Origin of the sequence: Lentisphaera profundi (assembly GCF_028728065.1) — a bacterium.
In the GTDB taxonomy this organism is placed as follows: Bacteria; Verrucomicrobiota; Lentisphaeria; order Lentisphaerales; family Lentisphaeraceae; genus Lentisphaera; species Lentisphaera profundi.
Genome location: NZ_CP117812.1, coordinates 725,734 through 745,060, shown reverse-complemented (window position 1 = coordinate 745,060; position 19,327 = coordinate 725,734). Strand labels below are relative to the sequence as shown.

Below are 19,327 nucleotides of genomic sequence, written 5' to 3'. Positions count from 1 at the left end.
CAACTGAGTACCACAAACTTCAACGCTTAGTTCTTAAGCTTGTATAAGTTCTTTTGATAAGTGATCTAAGAGAGAACTCGCTGCACCATAAGCAACACTCTGCACAGGAGAGTTGGCTCGACGCACTTCTATTGGGTTCTTACCTAGTGTCTGCAGGCGATTCGCTAAATACTCATTAATCATCTTAAAGAGTTTCTTATTTTGCCAATTCAAAGCACCACCCATAACCACACTTTCTGGATCAGAATAACAACTCAAGGCTTCTAACCAAGGCAACACCCATAAACCTAAACTCATTAAACTTGGACTCAATTCACCATCAGGGTCTTGCAGCAAGTCCCATTCCTCTAAAGAAAGGAAAGGTGGATCATGCGGTTTCAAGACTCCAGACAGTTCACCTGCCGACGAATTGGCTCCATTGAGCATTTGGCCATTCACAAACATCACGGAACTAAAGCTACAAGGCTTAACTCCCTTACTTACTTTTTGATAGTTCATATAATAAAATAAAAAATTACCCGAATCGGTATCTTTGTGCACTAATTCGGCCATAGCTGCCTGCCTCGCATCATTATCAATCATGATTTCAGCACCTGGAAAAAGACTTTTCATCTCAGCCGCAATAGGATAATTCTGAACATTAAAAAACGAGGAGCTTTTTATACTTCCTGAACTATGATCCACAATTGCAGGCAAGCCCAAACATATTCCTTTGAGAGGTCCAGGTGGACAGCCTCGTTCTTTAAACCAATTTTCTAAACGATTTTTAAGATACGCAGGTAAAGTCGTAATATCTGGATCTACCTCAAAATTACATGAGTCAATAATCTCACCTGCATAATCTACTTTAACTAACTCAGCATAAACATTTTGCACAACTATGCCAATAACCCAACCCAATCCAGGATTAACTACAAGCGATGTCTGCTTCTTATAGCCAGCCCCGCCCTCGAGTTTTTCACCTTCTACCACGACTCCACGATTAATAAAATCTCGGATAATATATGACATGGTTGAATTCTGTAATTGAGTACGCTCAGACAACTGAACACGACTTAGTCCCCTATTGACTCTCAAGAGTCTCAAGACCTGCTGGCGGTTATATTGAGCTGCACTTTGCTGGTTCATACTTTTCTGTAAATCATTCATAACTGGATAGTAATCCCCCACCTTATTTTTTCAATACTCACTGATTGACTTCAATACTATACTAAAGTTCAATCAATGAATAAATTAAAGGTATATATTTACTAAAATTATACAATTTGAAGAATTAGTACCATAAAACCCGTAAAATCATTCAATCAATGAATTTATAGAGAGTCTAAGTGGACAAATTTAAAATTTATGGTTTTATATAAGATTATTTCATTGATTAAAATTTAAAAAATACAATTTTTTAAATATAAAATAAGATATATAGGATGTTTTAATACAATAATCACCTAGCCACAGAGAACTACACAGGATTAAAAAAATGTACTTGTTTACGAAAAGTTAGGCAGATCTACAGTTTTAGAAACGATAGTTTAGTACCATTAAAATTTTAGTTGAATTCAAGGATAATAATTATGAAGAACATTTATTACACAGCTCTACTTACAGCTACAATTATTGGCAGTGGCTGTGCGCTCTTTCAGTCAGAAGACAAAAATCCTCTCCCTGAAACTGTAGAATTTAATGCTCATATTCGACCTATTTTATCCGATAAATGCTTTCATTGCCACGGCAATGACAAAGACACCGTGGAAGCGGGGCTCTTTCTAAACAGTTTTGCTGGGGCGACAAAAAACCTTAGTAAACGTCGTGAAAAATACGCCATCGTCCCTGGCCATCCTGAGCAATCCTCTCTCATTGAACGCATTCATGCACGAGATGAAGATGAGATCATGCCCCCACCCGAATCACATAAAACTTTAAGCCCGTATGAAAAAGATCTTCTCAATAAATGGATTGAACAAGGTGCTGAATACGAAGAACACTGGGCTTTTACTCCCATCAAAAATCCGAAAACTCCAAAAGTTACTGATCAAAATTGGCCCATTAACGCCATCGATAATTTCGTTCTCAACAAACTACAAGAAAAAAAGCTTGAGCCCAATACACAAGCCCCCAAAGAAAAACTTCTACGTAGGTTAAGCTTCGATACTACAGGACTGCCGCCAAGCATTGAAGAATTAGATGCTTTCTTAAAAAACGATTCCGAAGACGCCTACGAAAAACAGATCGATAAATTTTTAACCAAAAAAGCTTATGGCGAACACATGGGTCGCTTCTGGCTCGATGCAGCCCGCTATGGGGATACTCATGGCCTTCACCTAGATAACTATCGTGAAATGTGGCCCTACCGTGATTGGGTTATCAATGCCTTCAATCAAAACATGCCTTTCGATCAATTCTCTATTGAACAATTAGCTGGTGACTTATTGCCCACTCCAAGCTTAAATCAAAAAATTGCTTCAGGCTTCAATCGCTGCAATGTCACTACTAGTGAAGGCGGCTCAATTGCCGAAGAATATTACGTGAGATATGCCGTAGATAGAACATCAACTACTTCTGCTGTTTGGCTAGGCCTCACAACGGGCTGCGCTGCATGCCACGACCATAAGTTTGATCCCGTCTCTCAAAAAGAATTCTATCAAATGACCGCCTTTTTCAACAACATCACCGAAAATGCCATGGATGGAAATCGTAAAGATACTCCACCGATCATTCACGTGATGAATGATGCGCAAAAGAAAAAGGATCAAGATTTATTAGCTAAAATCACCAAATTAAGAAAAGTAGCTCCTAATAATAATAAAGACCCTCAGTTTTTGGAATGGTCGAAAAATGCAAAGGCGCTCAAGCCTGCTCCGGCTCCCATTGCTGATAATAGCCTTGAGTTCACAAAGGAGAAATTTAAACCAAAAAAATCGCCTATTTTTGCTATCGAGGATGATAAAAAATCGCTTATACTTGATAAAAAATCTGTTTATGAAAGCTTAGTAAATCCTGGATTTGAGTTTAATAAACCCTTTTCTTTTGGCCTTTGGGTTTACGGAACCGAGTTCACGGGAGCTCTTATCTCGACAATGGATAATGCTCAATATCTTCGCGGTTGGGATCTCTGGCTAGCAGGTGGCAACATCACCATCCACGTCATTAATGAATGGCCCGGAAATGCCTTAAAAGTTGGGACGAAAAAAAATAATTTAAAAGCTAAGCGATGGAATCATATTTTTGTTACATCTAATGGAAGTGGAAAAGCTAATGGAATAAAAATTTACCTCAATGGTCGCTCTCAAACAATGGGCCGTCCTAGTAATAACAACCTAAGTAAAACCATCAAAAATGAAAAATCTTTATTTATTGGCGGACGTGAAACACAGCCTGGTTTTAAAGGTAAAATTAGTGACTTACGTTTTTTTAACAAAGAACTGAATCCAGTGCAAGTTACTAGTGTGTATGGTGAGTACCCCATTAAACATCTTCTCGCTCCTAAAAAGGACCAAGCCCAAGAAAATAAGCGCATTAAGGAATTGTATACTTACTACCGTCAACACGTAGATCCCGCCGCTCTAAAGGCCGATAAAAAATTAAACGCCGCCAATAACCAAAGAACTAACTTTCTCAAATCTGTACCAACAACGATGATCATGCAAGAACGTGCCACTCCTCGTGGTGCCTATATTCTAGATCGTGGTCAATATGATCTACGTAAAGAGAAAGTTGAACCCGGCGTCCCTGCTTTCTTACCTGACTTACCCGAAGGACCAGGAAATCGTCTCACTTTTGCAAAATGGCTCTTCTTACCAGATCACCCACTCACTTCACGCGTCACTGTCAACCGTTTTTGGCAGCAACTTTTTGGCACCGGTTTATCTAAAACTGCAGGTGACTTTGGCTCACAGAGTGAATTCCCTTCGCACCCCAAGCTACTTGATCACCTCTCATACAAATTCATTCACAGTGACTGGGATATAAAAGCTCTCATGAAATACATGCTTATGTCAGCTAGTTATCGCCAAAACAGTTACATAGATGATGAGAAATTAGAAATAGATCCTTACAATCGTTTAATTTCACGTGGACCACGTTTTCGACTCGACTCTGAAATGATTAGAGACAATGCTCTTGCTAGTTCAGGTCTACTCGTAGAGAAAGTCGGTGGTCCATCAGTCAAACCCTACCAACCAGCTGGAATTTGGAATGCGGTCGCCTACTCTAAATCAGATACACGCCACTTCAAAGCGGACAAAGGCGACGGGCTTTATCGACGGAGCCTCTACACTTTTATGAAGCGTACAGCCCCCGCACCAATGATGAGCAATTTTGACGCACCCAATCGAGAGACATGCTCAGTGAGTCGTGAACGTACCAATACACCTCTCCAAGCTTTACAATTAATGAATGATACTCAGTACCTAGAAGCCGCTCGCATGCTAGCAGAAAACACTCTCAAATCATCTAAGGAAAACGATAAACGCTTAAATTTGATTTTCAGAAAACTGAGCTCCAGAAATGCCGAAGCCGATGAGATCTTACTCATGCAAGACATTTTAAATCAACATCAGCAATTCTATACTCAAAACAAGGATGCCGCTAAGGACTTACTAAGTCATGGCGAACGCAAATACGACTCAACACTCGATCCCGTTCAACTAGCTGCATGGACGATGCTAAGTAGTCAGTTACTCAACCTCGATGAAGTTATAACAAAGGAATAAATTATGAATTTAGCTAATCAATTTAATAATCTTCAAAATAGACGCCAATTCCTTTCTAACTCAACACTCGGTCTAGGCGCTCTCAGCCTCATGGGACTCAATACTGATGCCTCAGAAACGACTGTCAAAACGAGTGATGATATCGGACTTCCTGACTTACCACATTTTGCACCCAAAGCCAAGCGCGTAATTTGGCTCTGTATGGCAGGTGCTCCCTCACAACTCGACATGTTTGACTATAAACCGACACTCGAAAAAATGTTTGATAAGGACCTTCCGGAATCGATTCGTAATGGTCAACGTCTCACAGGCATGACGGCTAACCAATCTCGCTTCCCTTTGGCTCCTTCGAAATTCAAATTCAAGCAACACGGCCAATCTGGCGCTTGGGTAAGTGAACTCATGCCACACACTGCTAAAATGGTCGATGATCTCTGCATCATGCAGGGCATGCATACCGAGCAAATTAACCACGACCCCGCGATAACCTACCTCCAAACCGGCAATCAAATCCCTGGTCGTCCTTGCATGGGATCCTGGCTTTCCTATGGCCTGGGTAGCATGAATAAAAACCTTCCTACCTATGTCGCCATGACCCCTTCATGGACTGGCCGTAAAGATGCCCAGGCGCTTTATCAACGTCTCTGGGGATCGGGCTTTTTACCCTCGGAACATCAGGGTATCGGCTTCCGTTCACAGGGCGACCCCGTACTTTATCTCTCCGATCCCAAAGGAGTTAATTCATCGACGCGTCGCAATATGCTCGATAGCCTGGCAGCCATGAATCGCAAGCATTTCAAAGATGTCAATGATCCAGAAATCAATACGCGTATCTCCCAGTATGAGATGGCTTTCCGTATGCAAACTTCTGTTCCTGAACTCACTGATACCAGCAAAGAAAAGAAAAGTACTCTTGAAATGTATGGTCCCGATGTCCATAAAAAAGGAACGTTTGCCGCTTCATGCCTACTTGCGCGCCGTATGGTTGAACGCGATGTTCGCATGGTTCAAATATTTCATCGTGGCTGGGACCAACATCATAATATTGCCGGCGATTTACCTAATCAGTGTAAAGATATTGACCAAGCTTGCTACGGACTCATTCAAGATCTCAAGCAAAATGGCTTACTCGAAGATACCCTCGTAGTTTGGGGTGGTGAATTTGGTCGCACTAATTACTGCCAAGGTAAACTCACTCGTGAAAATTACGGTCGCGATCACCACCCAAGGGCCTTCACTATGTGGATGGCTGGTGGCGGCGTCAAGCCAGGTATCGTTCATGGTGAAACTGATGAATTTGGCTATAACGTTGTTAAAGATGGCATCCATATCAACGATTTAAATGCCACGATCCTTAATCAACTGGGCATTGACCACAATCGTCTCACGTACAAATTCCAAGGACTAGATTTTAAACTCACTGGCGTTGAAGGCGCTAATATTGTTAAAGATATTTTAATCTAAAAAATGAATTCCAGTTTCACAAATAGAATTCTGGCTATATAATTTCAATCATTGAATAAACTAAAAAGGCTTATTATGAAACACCTACTCACACTTGGCTTACTCGCTGCCTCATTCTCCTCTATGGCTCATGAAGGACATAGCCATAAAATCAATCCCGAAGCTTTACAAAAAGCACCTTTCGTCGATGCCGACTATGTAACTGGCCAAGGGAAATTCACTTATAAAGTTGACCTTGCTTGGGGAGAAACTCCAAATGGCAAACCCGCTCTTGGAGCCACTCATGGTGGCGTTGCCATTGATAAAGTTGGCAATGTCTATGTAAGTACTCAAACGGGTGATGGTATCATAAAGTTTTGTGGTGATGGCCACGTCATTAAAACTTTTGGTAAGCCAACTATGATGAGTCACAACCTTGCCTTAAAAGAAGAAAATGGTAAAGAGTTTATCTATGCGGCTTTCAACAATCATCAAAAAGTATGTAAAATTGACCTAGATGGAAATATAATCTGGACTATTCAGGGACCTCCAGCTCACAAAGCCTATCAAGGAGAGAAAGTTCGTTATAAGCCGACCGCGGTAGATGTAGCTCCAGATGGTAGAATTTACGTCGCTGATGGTTATGCAACTAACCTTATCAACGTTTATTCTCCCGATCGCAAATACATTAGAAGCTTTGGAGGCGTAGGCAGAAAAGAAGGCGGTAAATTTGTCACAAATCATGGTCTTACCATTGATACTCGTGGTGAAAAACCTCTCATCATTGTCGTTGATCGCGAAAATCGCAAACTTCAACGTTTGACACTTGATGGTGAGTACGTAGATACCCCTACCACTGATCTCCGTCGCCCCTGTGCCGTTTCAATTATGGGTGAATACACTGCTGTAGCCGAACTATCGGGTCGCTGCGTTATTCTCGACAAAGATTTCAAAGTCATTTCTATTTTAGGAGATAATCCTGATCCTAAACAGCATCACAATTATGGTGTCAAAGCTAAAGACTGGAAACCAAGTATTTTCACTGCTCCACATGGCTGTGCTTTTGATAAAGACCACAACCTCTACGTTCAAGATTGGAATTCTACTGGCCGCTTAAGAAAATTCGTTCTTCAGAAATAATCATACGCTAAATCCTTCATAAAAAAGCCTTGGGTTTCCCAGGGCTTTTTTGTGTGTGAAACTATAGCTCACTACCCTAAGTTCAGCGATATTATCGCGCCCATACTTGGTCGTCATCAAATAAGCTATTATAATGAGCTCCAGCGAGACTAGCGCATATAATGAAAGAATTAGGATATCCTCTTATGTCTGAAAAGTTTCAGGTGAAACGCAATTTGAAAAAAGTTTTTGATGATGCCGTCTGTGATGAGCAAAATTCTGGAAAACTATATCAACAGCTAAAAAATTCTACTGAACGCTATACCCATCAAACTGAACTCGGCCAAGGTGGCATGAAAACTGTGTCTTTAGTCAAAGACACTCTCACTGGACGAGCCGTTGCGAAAGCCACTTTAAAAGATGATACAAGACGTGAGACGAGTGAACGTTTTTTGCGCGAAGCGCGAATTTGTGCCCGATTAGAACATCCCAATATTGTTCCTTTACACGACCTAGGGCTAGACGAAGCTGGAGATGTGTATTTTACTATGAAACTTGTTGAAGGCATCAGTTTTCAGGAACTCATTGAAGAAATCGAGGCAAATAAATCTGACGTAAGTTTAAGCGAACTACTGGATATTTTCGTGAAAATTTGCGATGCGGTTTCTTATGCTCACTCACAACAAATCATTCATTTGGATCTCAAACCCGAAAATATTCAGATTAGTCACTTCGGTGAAGTCATGGTTTGTGACTGGGGCTTGGCAAGAGACCTCAGTCAAAAAGAGAATTATACCGAGGAGCTCATTGTTAGCGAAAGCTTTGTCACTCAAGATGGCTTGATTCGCGGAACCCCAGGCTATATGCCCCTGAACAAGCGCGAGGAGCTATTTCTGAAAGTAGTTTTCAATCCGATATATATTCTCTAGGTGCCATACTCTACACGATACTAACGTTAAAAAGACCAGGCAAAGGCTCGGTTAAAGAAGTCCTAGAACAAACAATTAAAGGTGACTTTTTAAATCCTTCTCAGCTCTGCCCAAAAAGGGATATTCCTGTAGCTCTTGAAGCTATTTGTTGCAAGGCTATGGAGCTCAACCCAAATGAACGCTATCAGCAGGTGGCTCAACTCAGAACTGATCTAGTTTCTTATCTACGGGGTTTTGTCACCAGCGTAGAGAGGGCCAGCTTTTTTATTCAAGTCAAGCTCTTAGTCAAAAGAAATAAGATGGTTTCATTCGTTATGATAATGAGTTCAATCATACTTATTTCTGCGACTAGTATTTTTCTAATTTCCATAAAAAAGAGTGAATTCGAAGCTAAAATTGCGACTCAACAGGCACGAGAGGCCGAGCAAGAAGCCAAAGATAATTTATTAAAATGGCAAAGGACAAATGAGCTAAAAAAACTCATTGCTAGTGAATCATTACCTCAAGTACTTAGTTTAACCCACACACTGGTCAATGATTACGAAGTGTTGAAAGGTATTGACTTAGCAAAAGTAGCTATCGAAATTGATCAAAACCTTAAATCCGCCCATGTAAACTTAGCTTATTTACAGGCTAGTCTTTTTGAATTTGAAGCCTCTATTCAATCCTATCTTCAAGGAGGTATTGGAAGTAAAAATAAGCATATCATCGCTAGTAAAGCATGCTTTGAAAAGTTTAAGGGACGCAAAGATTTATCTTTCGACGAAATTATTTGGATTGTAAGAACCTACGCATCTCACAATCTCTACAACATGATAAACGAGTTTACCTTCAGCCCCAAACTTCATTTTTTAAACTTAAAACAAAGACGTCAGTACGCCCTTGAGGTTCTTCAACTTCAAAACCCTCCATTGCAAGAACTTTATTTTGAGGGAGATTTTATAAAAATGGATTCGCGTGAATTAAGCGATATCAATGGACTCTACAGAACTAATATCAAAGAACTCGACCTGCGTCATGCTAACTTACGGAGAAATATTGTCGCTATCCGCGGCTTACCCTTAACAAAAATCACTTTACCGGAAAAGAATCCCAATAGTCAGGTACCATACCTCAAAACCTGTAAAACACTTGAGCAAGTTTTTCTCCCCGAGAAAACGACCAACAAAAGTTTACTGAAAAATTTACCAAAATCATTTAAAATTATTTTTTACTAAAGAAATATTATTTTTATTCTTTTTTACAAATTAGTGTAAGACCGCACTGCTAGCCCCGTTGGTATAGGTGAAGAGATCTATTAAGTAAATATGCTAATAGGTCAATTCAATATCTTTTAATTTATTTTCTTAGAGACTTATTAGCATGAATAAATCCTTAAATACTCATGAAACGCTCTTGATGCGCTTGCAACAAAACATGGACTCATGGGATGAGTTCACTCAGGTGTATGAACGTTATATTTATTTAATAATGCGTGCTATGAAAATGAACCATCATGATGCCGAAGACCTCAGTCAAGACGTACTATTAAAGGTATGGAAAAACATTGCCAACTATGACTACAGACCAGACCATGCGCGCTTTCGAACCTGGCTTTCAAAAATTTGTCGCAACCAAGTCATTGACTTCATTAGAAAACAAAAGACAGAAAAAATCAAACGAGAAAAAAATTATAGCGATATTGAAGATATTACTCTTCCTCAAGTAGAAGCTCTTGCGGAGGAAGAATGGAAAGTTCACGTGAGCACTGCCGCTTGGGAGAATATTCAAAAAGATTTTAACAGCGAAGCAATGAATTGTTTCGAAATGATCAACGATGGATCCCCTGTTGCGGAAATTGCAAACAAATTAAAGCTCTCAGAAAGTTCAGTTTATGTTTATTCAAAACGAGTCCGCGATCACATGATCGCTGAAGTCAGACGTTTAAACAACTCCTGGAATTAACATACTTAAGGCAGTTAATTTGGAATTAATATAAAAACTTAAGTAAATAATTTCAATCATTGAAATATCTGTCTCATTTTTACGAATACCTTGTTTAGTATTAAAATTTATATTTAGAAAGTATGTAACAGAATAAAACCAAACCACAAAATATACGGCCACAATTTATGAATCGACTTCTCAAATATACCTTAGTCTCTTTAAGCATTAGCCTAAGTGCTATTGCCGACATCGACTTTAACCGCGATATACGCCCCATTTTCAATCGCTCCTGCACTGGATGCCATGGTGGTGTAAAAAAAGCTGGTGGGCTCAGCCTCATCACAAAAGAAGAAGCCTTTGGAAAAACAAAAAATGGTATTGGTATTGTCCCAGGTAAACCTCAAGAGAGTATGCTCTACAAACTCATCACTCATGATGATCCCTCTAAGCGTATGCCCTTTGAAAAAACTCCACTTACTAAAGATGAAATCCAAATCATTAAAACCTGGATTGAAGATGGAGCTCAATGGGATGAGCACTGGGCCTATATGCCCATAAAAAATGCGGTGCCTCCTGCGAATCCCGCAAAGACCGCCATTGATAAATTCATTAATAGGGAACTCTCTAAGCAGAAAATAAGCCCCACTAGTGAAGCCAATAAAAACACGCTAATTCGACGCGCTTTCTTGGATCTCATTGGCATGCCACCAAGCCAGGAAGAATTTTTGCGCTTTCAGCAAGCTTCTTACGAAGAAATGCTCGATTACTTGTTAGAAAACCCAAAATTTGGTGAAAAATGGACCTCCATGTGGCTCGATCTCGCTCGCTATGCAGATACCATGGGCTATGAAAAAGACCCTCACCGTTCAATATATCCCTATCGCTCCTGGTTAATCAAAGCCTTTAACAAAAACATGCCTTATGATCAGTTCATTACTGAACAAATAGCCGGTGATATGCTGCCTAAGCCGACTCAAGATCAAGTCATTGCCACTGCTTTTCATCGCAATACTCAAACCAATACTGAGGGTGGTACTGACGACGAAGAATTTCGCGTTGCCGCTGTATTAGATCGTACTGTCACCACTTGGGAAGCCTTGATGGGCACCTCATTTGGCTGTGTCCAATGCCATAGTCACCCCTATGACCCCATCGACCATAAAGAATACTATCAATTCATGAGTTTCTTTAATAATTCTGCCGATAGTGATAAACAAAACGAATTCCCGACTCTGCTCATTCAGTCTATCCAAGAAAAAGAAAAAACTAAAAAAGAGCAAGCTATACTCAATCAACTTAACAAAGAAAAAAATCAATTAAGTAGCAAGCTTAAAGAGCTCAAGAAAGAAAAAGATATAAATAAAGCTAAGCCTACCCACGCGCTCACAAAACCGAAAGAAAAAAAATCAGCCCCAGAGCAAAAAAGCGAGCTTCAATTAACAGAAGAAAAACTCACCGAAGTCAATAAAAAAATCAAAACTTCTCAAGGAAGAATCAAACACTTCTCTCGCCTAAAAATCCCCATTATGAAAGAGCTTGAGAAGCCTCGTGAAAGCCACGTTTTTATTAGAGGTAGCTGGGAAGACCTCGGTGAAAAAGTTTCTCCCGCAGTCCCCAAAATCATGAATCCCTTCCCAAAAGACGCACCAAAAAATCGTTTAGGTTTAAGTCAATGGTTAACTTCTCCCGATAATACCTTAGTTAGTCGCGTGGCGGTCAATCGTTTTTGGGAACAAATCTTTGGCTATGGTTTAGTTGAAACACTAGAAGATTTTGGCTCCCAAGGGAAAAAGCCAAGTCATCCTGAGCTTTTGGATTACCTCGCTTATAAATTCATGCACACGCACAAGTGGTCAATGAAATCACTCATTCGTGAAATTCTTTTAAGTGATGCCTACCGCAGAAGTTCTGAAGCTAGTTTAGACTTAGTTGAACGCGACCCTCGCAACCAATACCTCGCCCGTTTCCCCCGTGTCAGACTCACCCCAGAACAAATACGAGATCAAGCTTTACAAGCTTCTGGCCTACTCAATGAAAAAATGCTCGGCCCCTCAGTCATGCCCTATCAACCCGATGGAGTATGGCAAAGTGTTTACAATGGTGGCAAATGGATCGAAAGTAAAAATGGTGACCAGTATCGACGAGCTCTTTATACTTACTGGAAAAGAACGAGCCCCTATCCCGCCATGGAAACTTTTGATATGACTAGTAGAGAAAATTGTACAACCAGACGGATTCGTACCAACACTCCCTTGCAAGCGCTCGTCACTCTAAATGATCCTGCATTCTTGGAGATTGCCGGAAAATTAGGCGAAAGAATGAACAAGCAAGAAGGTGATTTCTCCGCAAAAATCAATCATGGCTTTGCACTTTTATTAGCGCGCAAAGCCAGCAATGATGAAATTATCATTCTCAAAGAAATTTATGACGATACCGTCAAAAACAAAAAACAAGCTCTTGAATCGTGGACAGTTATCGCCAACATCATGCTAAACCTCGATGAAACCATCAATAAAATTTAAGGAAATGAAAATGAATACAAACAACACATTCAACCGTCGTAGTTTCCTTAAGTCTGGTGCCTCAGGCCTTTTAGCGTCTCAGTCATTACTCGCTTCATCATTAAGTGAGGGAAGTCGCAATGTAAATAACCCTGGCGGGACTCAAGCTCCGCATTTCCAACCTAAAGCCAAACGCGTCATTTTCTTACACATGGCGGGTGGGCCCTCTCATTTAGAAATGTTTGACTACAAACCCGTACTAAAGAAATTCGATGGCAAAGCTTGCCCACAAGAATTACTTGAAGGAAAAAAATTGGCGTTCTCTAAAGGTGTTCCCACCATGTTGGGCCCTCAAGCAGATTTCAAACAATATGGCCAAGACGGTACTTGGGTTTCTGAACGTCTCCCCCATTTCTCCAAAATTGTTGATGAAGTCACTATGATAAAATCAATGACCACAAGCCAGTTCAATCATGCCCCAGCTCAAATCCTTATGCACACCGGCTACCAACTCCTAGGGCGTCCAAGCCTAGGTTCATGGTTGAGCTATGGCCTAGGCTCCGAAAACAATAATATGCCCGGCTTTGTCGTCCTTAACTCTGGTGGCAAGAACCCATCGGCAGGGAAAAGTGTTTGGGGCAGTGGTTTTCTACCCAGTATTTATCAAGGGGTTCAATGCCGCAGTACAGGTGAGCCCGTACTCTTTTCAAAGAATCCAAAAATGATTGATGCCCAACTCCGCCAGAAAACTATTGGCTCCATTAATCGACTTAATAAAATCCAATACAATAAACATCACGATCCCGAAACTCTCACGCGTATTGCCCAGTACAAAATGGCCAATCGCATGCAAACTGAAGCACCTCACGTCATGAATCTAAACCTAGAGCCTCAATATATTCGAGATCTCTATGGCGCGGTGCCTGGCCAAGCCTCCTTTGCCAACAACTGCTTGCTCGCACGGAGAATGATTGAGAATGATGTGCGCTTTGTTCAACTCTATGATTGGGGCTGGGACTCGCACGGGACGGCTCCATCAACTGACCTGCACCAAGGCTTTGCTGATAAATGCCGCGACATTGATCGTCCCGTTTATGCCTTACTCAATGACCTTAAAGCCCGCGGCCTCTTAGAGGACACCCTCGTGGTTTGGGGTGGTGAATTTGGTCGCACTCCTTTCCGTGAAAACCGCGGTGGGAAATATGGAAAATATGTCGGCCGTGACCATAGTCCTAATGCTTTCACTATGTGGATGGCTGGTGCAGGCGTCAAAAAAGGCTTCAATTATGGAGAAAGTGATGACACTGGTTATAATGCCGCCATTGATCCGGTCGAAGTTCATGACCTGCAAGCCACCATCCTCCACCTCATGGGCTTTGATCATGAACGTCTCACCTACCCATTTCAAGGTCGAGACTTTAGGCTTACCGATGTTTTTGGACGCGTTCTTCACAAGGTTTTAGCATAAGATGAAAAAATTAATTATACTTACTTCAGTTTTTGTCGGCTTAATACTTCCTGCCTATGCAAGTAGTGAACACTCAAAGAAAAAACTTACTTATGGTGACGACCTCATCCCTCTATTTGAGCAAAATTGTATCAAATGTCATGGAGGCCCTGATTTAAGACGCAAGGGACGGATCATGACAAAGGGTGATCTCAACCTCACCAAAATTGCCTCAATCAAAGAAGTTATTGAAGCCGGCAAACCAAAAGATAGCTTACTCTACACGCTCACTGTCACTGATGATGAAGACGAAATAATGCCTCCTAAAGGGCGCCATCTAAGTACTTCTGAAGCTCAATTAATCTACAAATGGATTGCACAAGGTGCGGACTTCGCAGACTTTGTTTACGTTCCCAAAGAGCAGTCACGTTATGCCATGCTCATTGATAAAGCAAAGCCTGCACCGGAGGCTTTACTTCAAGAATTAAATTCACAAGGAGCTATTATTACCCGCGTTAGTAATCAAGGTCCTTTACTGCGAGTGAATTTAAGAAAGAGAAACATCGATGTAAAGTTAAGCTTACTTTTAGCAGAGCTTGCACCCTACATTTCGGATCTTGACTTAAGCCATATCACTGAAGAAATCAAAAACTTAGATTTCTTAAATGACGCCAAAAACCTTACTGAGCTTAACTTATCTTCATCTAATATTTCAAATGAGGCTATTCAGTCCATTAGTCATTTGCCTAACTTGGAGAAAATCAATCTATACAATACTAAAATTGATGACACAAAATATATTGCGGATCTAGCTGCTTTAAAAACAATCAATATCTCCAATACAAAAATTAGTCCGGATCAAGTAAAAGTATTAAAGGCAAACAAGCCTAAGTTAAATATTAATTACATGACGCTCCCTCGTCTTGAGCCTATCAAAGCTAAAGCAAGTCCTGCACTCAAAAAAGCCGATAAGCCTATTGAAAACAAAGTCATTCAGGCCGAGTGGTCGATAATCAGGAAAGACAATTTTGGATCTACAGCAGCGAACGCACTCATCAAGAGTAGCTTTAAGAATTATACTTGCCCTAAACATCTTGTTAAGGATCCTAAGATTAAAGCAGAAGATCTTCTCATGGCCTTTGATCCTCAGGCTTTGACCATTGTCTATGATAAACTTGATTCAAAAAAAGACCATAGACTAAAACTCCATTTACTTTCACCTGGCTCCCCGCGAAACATCAATATCTTGATCAATGGTTTCACTTTAGAACAAAATTTAGATCTCCCCAAGAATCAAATATTAATTAAAGAACTTTATATCAAAGCTCAGTACATCAAAAACAATCAGATCAAACTTGAGCTTAAAAAGAATAGCGGCGCTAACTCTGTCTTATCGTATTCAGAGCTTTATCAGTCCAAAAACTAAGCTCAAGTCTTGAGTGAACAAAAGTAATACTCTATAATTCAACTTTTAACTCGACATCAACAATAGGAAACAAGATGAAAAAAACTGCTTTACTCACACTCTTTGCACTTTGCGCAAGTACTTATGCTCACGATGATCATAGTCACAAAATCAATCCCGTCGCATTGAGCCAAGCACCCTTTACGGACGCAGATTTTGTCACTGGCCAAAATAACTTTAAATATAAAGTTGATTTAGCTTGGGGAGAAACTCCCACGGGCAAAGCTAACTTAGGGGCAACTCATGGTGGCGTCGCCGTGGATAAAGCCGGCAATGTTTACGTCAGTACCAATGAAAAAGACGGCATTGTAAAACTCTGTGGTGATGGCCATTTCATCAAAGGTTTTGGGCCCGAGACTCATTCTAGTCATAGCCTTGAACTCAAAGAAGAAAATGGCAAAGAATACATTTATGCCGCTTTCAATAGCCAAAAGAAAGTCTGTAAAATGGATTTGGATGGCAAGATTATTTGGACTATCAACGGCTTCCCTGATCACCCTGCCTATAAAAAAGCAAAACCTCGCTACGCACCAACTGCTGTTGATGTTGCTCCCGACGGCAGAATCTATGTTTCAGATGGTTACGCAACCAGTTTAATTCACGTCTATTCAGCTGACCAAAAATACTTGACGACTTTCGGTGGTAGAGGGAAAGGCGAAGGCACATTCAGCACTAGTCATGGCCTCACTATTGATACTCGTGGCGATCAGCCCTACATCATTGTTTCAGACCGTGAAAATCGCGCCCTACAGAGATTGACTTTGGATGGCAAGTACGTCGATACTCCCATCAAGGACCTACGTCGCCCTTGTGCAATCTCTATCATGGGTGACAATATTGCGGTTGCCGAATTATCTGGTCGCTGTGTCATCCTTGACAAAGATTTCAAAATCGTCTCTATCTTAGGTGATAATCCAAATAAGAAAGAGCATCACAGCTACAAGGTAGATCCCAAGGACTGGAAGCCTGCCATTTTCACGGCTCCACATGGTTGTTCTTTTGACAAAGACTTGAATCTCTATGTCCAAGACTGGAACTTCAAAGGCCGTTTAAGAAAGCTTAGCTTACAGAAATAGTATTTAAGTTCAATAAATTTCTTAGAAGCCTCACTTATACGTGAGGCTTTTTTTATACTAGACTTACTGCCACAAATCTTGGCGTTCTACCTCTTTACGAAAGTTAGAGGAGAAGGCCTTTGTTTTTGCTTTAATCAACTTTTCTTTACCTTCTGAACTACGTGTGTATATCAATTCGCTGGGGCCGAGATACTTTTCCCAACTAGCCAAAAAGCTCATCGCAAGTTTTTTCTGGCTGGCTAATTTCAAAGGCACCACATGATAATCCACTCGATTAAAACTCAAAAATTTAGCTTTTCGAGAAATGAGATATCTAGGATTTTCTACACAAGAAAAAACTTCTGCCAAAGCATCCGCAAATAAGGAAGACTCATAAAAGCTACAGCCCTTTAAAGCCATGGTAAAACTTCCATCAACTCTGCTATTTATGCTGATTTCCTGCTCCAGAAGAGGCGTTTTTATAAAGCCCTCCTTACTTAGGGATTCTGACAAAGCTTTACCGATAGATTTCAAGGATCCATCTACGGGAAGATGAGAAAAGAGGATTTTGAGTAACTTCAAACTCTGTGGTAATTTCCATAATAAAGTTCCGATCACCACAAGAACTAGGAATCCTCGAAAACCCACGCCTCGTTCCACAAGAAATCGACTTTCATATAAAGCCCAAAATGCCCCTGTTAATTGAGATAATAAATAAGTCAGACTATAGCGCAAATGATATTGTCTAACGTTTGGCTGTTTAAATACTCGAAGAGATGGCACTATTCTTATGGATTCTTTGCTATCCAAAGCTTGATGCCAACGCTCTCCTTGCTCTTCAATAGTTTCTATACCTTGACGCATTTTACGATTATTAAGTTTCAAATTCCAGCTTTCTTTTAAACCCGTCGCATGATTAAGTGTAAAGGTCCCTAATCGTTCAAAACCAGTCTCTATCCTTAAGTCCTTTGTATGTAAGCCAGGAAATGTTTTAAAACGCCCCTGTAAATCAAAGTAATCCAACCAACCTGAATAAGACTTGGGATTGATTGCCACTAAATGCCAAATAGAACTGATTTTATCCGGATCATGTGGATCTCGCCTTATGGCTCGACCTCGCATTTGATTCGTCTGCATAAAGGATCCCACTGAACTCGCTAAAATAAGTGAGTTTATCACAGGCGCATCCCAGCCCTCTCCAAGTAAAGATCGCGTTCCAATCAAAACTTTAATCTGCCCCAACATTAATAGCTTTGTGTAAACTTGCGTCGCTTTTTGGACTGGGATTCTCAGCTCTAAATAATGGGGATCGACACTGCTTTTTTTATAGTCATCAGCCGAAAGCGCAAAGTTAGTATTTATAAAATCTACTTTAGTGACATGAACGAGATTAAAACGCCCACACACTAGAGCTAAATCATCAGGAATGGAACTCGTCATCTTCAATGTTTTAAATACTGGCAAGGCCCCTAAACTATATTCGCCTATCTTCTCAGTATTCGATACTTGCTCATCTCGGATGAAATCCGTGAGGATAACCTGCCTTAAACTCTGCCCTCTTTTATCAAACTCACACTCATGAATCTGACATATCCCTTCAATTTTGGCTGAGCTTAAGGACAGCGAACGCTTTACTTCTCGCGAGGACTCAATGGATAAAGTATTCCTATGTAAGAGCTTCAGTGAACGCAGTAACTTCTTAAGTTCCTTTCGGTAATTATCTAAGCTTGCACTAGGCGTCAGATATTTTGAAAAAAGTACCGTTTGAATCAGAATCTGCCACCATTTCCTTCCTAATTGAGGGACTAAAATTTTCTTCAAATCTAAAGCCGACAATATCCTAGGGTCCAAATCTCGGTCTTTACTTTTCAATAAAACTAGAATTGCAATTAATTCTTCCGGCACACGATAAAGTTCATCCCAATCATATTCCCCATCAAACACCTTATGACTTTTCAGTAATTCATCGAATTGATTATCTTTATACAATTTTTGACAAAGATCCTCAACACATCGATCGTATGATTGGACTTTTTCGCCCTCACTTTCTGTAGCATCACAAGCCCAAACAAAATCTTGATGAGGACACAGGGTTCCTGCTTTAACTAACTCAGGAATAGAAATCTCTTCATCGATCGGACCGCATAATGATTCATACTTGAGCCATTCACTACCTTTTGAATCGTAAGGGGGTGTTCCTGTTAAAGAAACTAAAGTCATATCGTCTTTAACTTGAAGGATCTCATTAAGAATCCTCCACCATTCAGATCTTAAATGATGCGCTTCATCTAAAATAAGAGTCTGAATCTTATGTTCATTTAATAAATCAACTACATCTTTTAATGCCTTTTCATTCAATTGAATCTTTGAACTATCTTCTCTATCTACGCCTGCTTTCAATAGGCTATAAAGAGCTTGATATGTCACCGAATTAAATACCGCTAGTTCATTCAGTGAGCGACTCGTCCAAGTTAAATCCTCTGAGCTATTACAAAAATCACCCAAGCGATCAATCCACTGATCGCGAATAATGCGCGTAGGAGAAAGGATCAAAGCTCTTTTCCCCAATTTCCGAAAAACTTCAATCCCCAAAGTTGTTTTACCCGCGCCAGGGGCTGCTACTATATGTAACTTTTTGTCCCCTAAATGTTCTTCCAATGCAGCAAGCACCCGCTCTTGATAAGGGCGCCAAGTAAAACGAAATTCTAAATTAGGAAAATCCTGCATCTTCCT

At 40.5% G+C, this 19,327-nt stretch carries 12 protein-coding genes; 10 read left to right on the top strand and 2 right to left on the bottom strand.

The window, feature by feature from the left end; all coding sequences use genetic code 11:
• Positions 1-33 precede the first annotated feature (33 nt).
• On the bottom strand, positions 34-1,149 hold the full coding sequence (locus PQO03_RS14505; protein ID WP_274153907.1) for an ROK family transcriptional regulator: 1,116 nt from the start codon (positions 1,147-1,149) through the stop codon (positions 34-36).
• A 422-nt stretch (positions 1,150-1,571) separates the two neighbouring features.
• Here PQO03_RS14505 and PQO03_RS14500 point away from each other — a divergent pair, with 422 nt between their 5' ends.
• The 10 genes from PQO03_RS14500 (at position 1,572) to PQO03_RS14455 (ending at position 16,615) form a co-directional block, all read left to right on the top strand.
• Entirely contained in the window at positions 1,572-4,709 is a 3,138-nt protein-coding gene (locus PQO03_RS14500; protein ID WP_274153906.1) for a DUF1553 domain-containing protein, read from the top strand.
• Between the two features lie 3 nt (positions 4,710-4,712).
• A complete protein-coding gene (locus PQO03_RS14495; RefSeq protein WP_274153905.1) occupies positions 4,713-6,173 on the top strand; it encodes a DUF1501 domain-containing protein in 1,461 nt (486 codons plus the stop codon).
• A gap of 75 nt (positions 6,174-6,248) precedes the next feature.
• Positions 6,249-7,292 carry an NHL repeat-containing protein gene (locus tag PQO03_RS14490; protein ID WP_274153904.1) on the top strand — a complete coding sequence of 348 codons (1,044 nt, stop codon included), beginning with the start codon at positions 6,249-6,251 and terminating at the stop codon, positions 7,290-7,292.
• A 185-nt stretch (positions 7,293-7,477) separates the two neighbouring features.
• Positions 7,478-8,200 carry a serine/threonine-protein kinase gene (locus tag PQO03_RS14485; protein ID WP_274153903.1) on the top strand — a complete coding sequence of 241 codons (723 nt, stop codon included), beginning with the start codon at positions 7,478-7,480 and terminating at the stop codon, positions 8,198-8,200.
• A 158-nt stretch (positions 8,201-8,358) separates the two neighbouring features.
• Positions 8,359-9,417 (top strand): hypothetical protein, encoded by a 1,059-nt coding sequence (locus PQO03_RS14480; protein ID WP_274153902.1) that lies wholly within the window; start codon positions 8,359-8,361, stop codon positions 9,415-9,417.
• 145 nt (positions 9,418-9,562) lie between these two features.
• Positions 9,563-10,144 (top strand): RNA polymerase sigma factor, encoded by a 582-nt coding sequence (locus PQO03_RS14475; RefSeq protein WP_274153901.1) that lies wholly within the window; start codon positions 9,563-9,565, stop codon positions 10,142-10,144.
• 167 nt (positions 10,145-10,311) lie between these two features.
• Positions 10,312-12,648, top strand: coding sequence for a PSD1 and planctomycete cytochrome C domain-containing protein (locus PQO03_RS14470; protein ID WP_274153900.1), 2,337 nt, complete (start codon positions 10,312-10,314; stop codon positions 12,646-12,648).
• Between the two features lie 10 nt (positions 12,649-12,658).
• The gene (locus PQO03_RS14465; protein ID WP_274153899.1) at positions 12,659-14,095 is read left to right on the top strand and encodes a DUF1501 domain-containing protein; all 1,437 of its coding nucleotides are present in this window, start codon (positions 12,659-12,661) and stop codon (positions 14,093-14,095) included.
• Position 14,096: 1 nt separating this feature from the next.
• Entirely contained in the window at positions 14,097-15,500 is a 1,404-nt protein-coding gene (locus PQO03_RS14460; RefSeq protein WP_274153898.1) for a c-type cytochrome domain-containing protein, read from the top strand.
• A 74-nt stretch (positions 15,501-15,574) separates the two neighbouring features.
• A complete protein-coding gene (locus PQO03_RS14455; protein ID WP_274153897.1) occupies positions 15,575-16,615 on the top strand; it encodes an NHL repeat-containing protein in 1,041 nt (346 codons plus the stop codon).
• 63 nt (positions 16,616-16,678) lie between these two features.
• Here PQO03_RS14455 and PQO03_RS14450 read toward each other — a convergent pair whose 3' ends face one another.
• Complete coding sequence (locus tag PQO03_RS14450) at positions 16,679-19,321, bottom strand: DEAD/DEAH box helicase family protein (protein WP_274153896.1); 2,643 nt, start codon at positions 19,319-19,321, stop codon at positions 16,679-16,681.
• Between the last annotated feature and the right edge of the window lie 6 nt (positions 19,322-19,327).

Coding starts and splice junctions, on each gene's coding strand:
- PQO03_RS14505 (WP_274153907.1), bottom strand. CDS start 1,149: ATGAATGATTTACAGAAAAGTATGAACCAGCAAAGTGCAGCTCAATAT.
- PQO03_RS14500 (WP_274153906.1), top strand. CDS start 1,572: ATGAAGAACATTTATTACACAGCTCTACTTACAGCTACAATTATTGGC.
- PQO03_RS14495 (WP_274153905.1), top strand. CDS start 4,713: ATGAATTTAGCTAATCAATTTAATAATCTTCAAAATAGACGCCAATTC.
- PQO03_RS14490 (WP_274153904.1), top strand. CDS start 6,249: ATGAAACACCTACTCACACTTGGCTTACTCGCTGCCTCATTCTCCTCT.
- PQO03_RS14485 (WP_274153903.1), top strand. CDS start 7,478: ATGTCTGAAAAGTTTCAGGTGAAACGCAATTTGAAAAAAGTTTTTGAT.
- PQO03_RS14480 (WP_274153902.1), top strand. CDS start 8,359: ATGGAGCTCAACCCAAATGAACGCTATCAGCAGGTGGCTCAACTCAGA.
- PQO03_RS14475 (WP_274153901.1), top strand. CDS start 9,563: ATGAATAAATCCTTAAATACTCATGAAACGCTCTTGATGCGCTTGCAA.
- PQO03_RS14470 (WP_274153900.1), top strand. CDS start 10,312: ATGAATCGACTTCTCAAATATACCTTAGTCTCTTTAAGCATTAGCCTA.
- PQO03_RS14465 (WP_274153899.1), top strand. CDS start 12,659: ATGAATACAAACAACACATTCAACCGTCGTAGTTTCCTTAAGTCTGGT.
- PQO03_RS14460 (WP_274153898.1), top strand. CDS start 14,097: ATGAAAAAATTAATTATACTTACTTCAGTTTTTGTCGGCTTAATACTT.
- PQO03_RS14455 (WP_274153897.1), top strand. CDS start 15,575: ATGAAAAAAACTGCTTTACTCACACTCTTTGCACTTTGCGCAAGTACT.
- PQO03_RS14450 (WP_274153896.1), bottom strand. CDS start 19,321: ATGCAGGATTTTCCTAATTTAGAATTTCGTTTTACTTGGCGCCCTTAT.